Origin of the sequence: Actibacterium sp., from assembly GCF_041584535.1 — a bacterium.
In the GTDB taxonomy this organism is placed as follows: domain Bacteria; phylum Pseudomonadota; class Alphaproteobacteria; order Rhodobacterales; family Rhodobacteraceae; genus Actibacterium_D.
In genome coordinates, this window is record NZ_JBFHDW010000340.1 from 1 (window position 1) to 2,492 (window position 2,492).

The window sequence follows — 2,492 nt, forward strand, 5'->3', positions numbered from 1 at the left end:
GTCAGGGCGTCGTCTGCTGGAAGCTGGACGACGGCACCTTCCACGTCTTCAACGCCAAGATGGTGGTTCTGGCCACCGGCGGTTACGGCCGCGCCTATTTCTCGGCGACCTCGGCCCATACCTGCACCGGCGACGGTGGCGGCATGGTGGCGCGCGCCGGTCTGGCGCTGCAGGACATGGAATTCGTGCAGTTCCACCCGACCGGCATCTACGGTTCGGGCTGTCTGATCACCGAAGGGGCGCGCGGCGAAGGCGGCTACCTGACCAACAGCGAAGGCGAGCGTTTCATGGAACGCTATGCCCCGACCTATAAAGACCTTGCACCGCGCGATTACGTGTCGCGCTCGATGACCATGGAAATCCGCGAAGGCCGCGGCGTTGGCGCAGAAGGGGATCACATCCACCTGAACCTGTCGCACCTACCTGCCGAAGCCCTTGCCGAACGCCTGCCGGGCATTTCGGAAAGCGCCAAGATTTTCGCCGGTGTCGATGTGACCAAGGAACCGATCCCGGTTCTGCCGACAGTGCATTACAACATGGGCGGTATCCCGACCAACTATTGGGGCGAGGTTCTGAACCCGACCACCGAGAACCCGACCGGTGTCGTTCCGGGCCTGATGGCCGTGGGCGAGGCAGGCTGTGCCTCGGTTCATGGTGCAAACCGCCTTGGCTCGAACTCGCTGATCGACCTCGTCGTGTTCGGTCGCGCCGCCGCGATCCGCGCTGGCAAGATCGTCGACCCCGAGGCCGCCAACCCCGAGCTGAACGCCGCGTCGATCGACAAGGCCTTTGAACGCTTTGACGGGCTGCGCAATGCCAAGGGCAACATCGCGACCGCTGAACTGCGGCTTGAGATGCAGAAGACCATGCAGTCCGACGCTGCGGTGTTCCGCACCGACAAGACCCTGAAAGAGGGCGTCGAGAAGATGACCGCGATCGCGGCCAAGCTGGACGATCTCAAGGTCACCGATACCAGCCTCGTCTGGAACTCGGACCTGATGGAAACGCTGGAACTGACCAACCTGATGCCCAACGCTCTGGCGACTATCGTCGGCGCCGAGGCGCGCAAGGAATCCCGCGGCGCCCACGCGCACGAGGATTATCCGACCCGCGACGACGAAACGTGGCGCGTTCACACCGTGTCGCATATCGACGGCAACAAGGTTGACCTGACCTATCGTGACGTCATCAAGGATCCGCTGACCACCGAAGACGAAGGCGGCATCAGCCTGAAAAAAATCGCGCCCAAAGCGCGGACCTTCTAAGGAGATCGACGAATGGTACAGTTTTCTCTGCCCAAGAACTCGAAGATCACCACGGGTAAAACCTGGCCCAAGCCCGAAGGCGCGACCAATGTCCGCAAGTTCCAGATCTATCGCTGGAACCCGGATGATGGCAAAAACCCGCGGGTCGATACCTATTTCCTTGATATGGACAAATGCGGGCCCATGGTTCTGGACGCGCTGATCAAGATCAAGAACGAGATCGACCCGACGCTGACCTTCCGCCGCTCGTGCCGCGAAGGGATCTGCGGCTCGTGCGCCATGAATATCGACGGCATCAACACGCTGGCCTGTATTTATGGCATGGACGAGATCAAGGGCGACGTGAAGATCTATCCGCTGCCGCATATGCCGGTGGTCAAGGACCTGATCCCCGACCTGACGCATTTCTATGCGCAGCACGCGTCGATCATGCCGTGGCTGGAAACCAAGACCAACCGCCCCGCGAAAGAGTGGAAGCAGTCGATCGAGGACCGCCGCAAGCTGGATGGCCTGTATGAATGCGTCATGTGCGCTTCGTGCTCGACCTCGTGCCCCAGCTACTGGTGGAACGGTGACCGCTATCTTGGCCCCGCCGCGCTGTTGCATGCCTATCGCTGGATCATCGACAGCCGCGACGAAGCCACGGGCGAGCGTCTGGATAACCTTGAAGATCCGTTCAAGCTGTATCGCTGCCACACCATCATGAACTGCGCCAAGACCTGCCCGAAAGGTCTGAACCCGGCGAAAGCCATCGCAGAAATCAAGAAAATGATGGTTGAACGGGTCGTGTAACCTATGACGAGGCGCGTCTGACAATATGGCGCGCCTCATCATCCATTGTGGCTTGCACAAAGCAGGCTCGACCAGCATCCAACACATGCTTCGCGCCAATAAGGCGCAGTTCCCGGCGGGCGTGGCGTTCGTCTCGCGGGGTAAGCGGCATTTTCAGGCCTTGGGCGAGGCCTGCCGCAGCTATGATCTGAAAAACAAACCCGCGTCCGAGCGTCAGATTCAAAAGACCCTGCGCAAGGTGCTGGCGCTGATGGCACCCAAGCCGGACGATATCCTGCTGCTGTCTTGCGAAGATTTCGTCGGCCCGATGCCATCGACCCGGCAATCCAAGCCGCTGTATCATCTGGCCGCGCCGGTGACGTTGGCGCTGGAGAAAGCCGCCAAAGCCCTTGGGCATCAGCCGGAATTCGTGCTGTATATCCGCGACCGCGACAC

3 protein-coding genes are annotated in these 2,492 nt (G+C 60.8%); all 3 read left to right on the forward strand.

Annotated features, from left to right (window positions below; genetic code table 11):
- Nucleotides 1-1,265: FAD-binding protein (locus ABYW26_RS13305; RefSeq protein WP_372605399.1), on the forward strand; the 1,265-nt coding region annotated here is incomplete at its 5' end.
- Nucleotides 1,266-1,277: 12 nt separating this feature from the next.
- A complete protein-coding gene (locus ABYW26_RS13310) occupies nt 1,278-2,057 on the forward strand; it encodes a succinate dehydrogenase iron-sulfur subunit (RefSeq protein ID WP_372605400.1) in 780 nt (259 codons plus the stop codon).
- 85 nt (nt 2,058-2,142) lie between these two features.
- On the forward strand, nt 2,143-2,492 hold a 350-nt coding region (locus ABYW26_RS13315; RefSeq protein ID WP_372605401.1), incomplete at its 3' end, for a hypothetical protein.

Excerpts from the sequence above, each read along its gene's own strand:
- ABYW26_RS13310 (WP_372605400.1), top strand. The coding sequence starts at position 1,278 with ATGGTACAGTTTTCTCTGCCCAAGAACTCGAAGATCACCACGGGTAAA.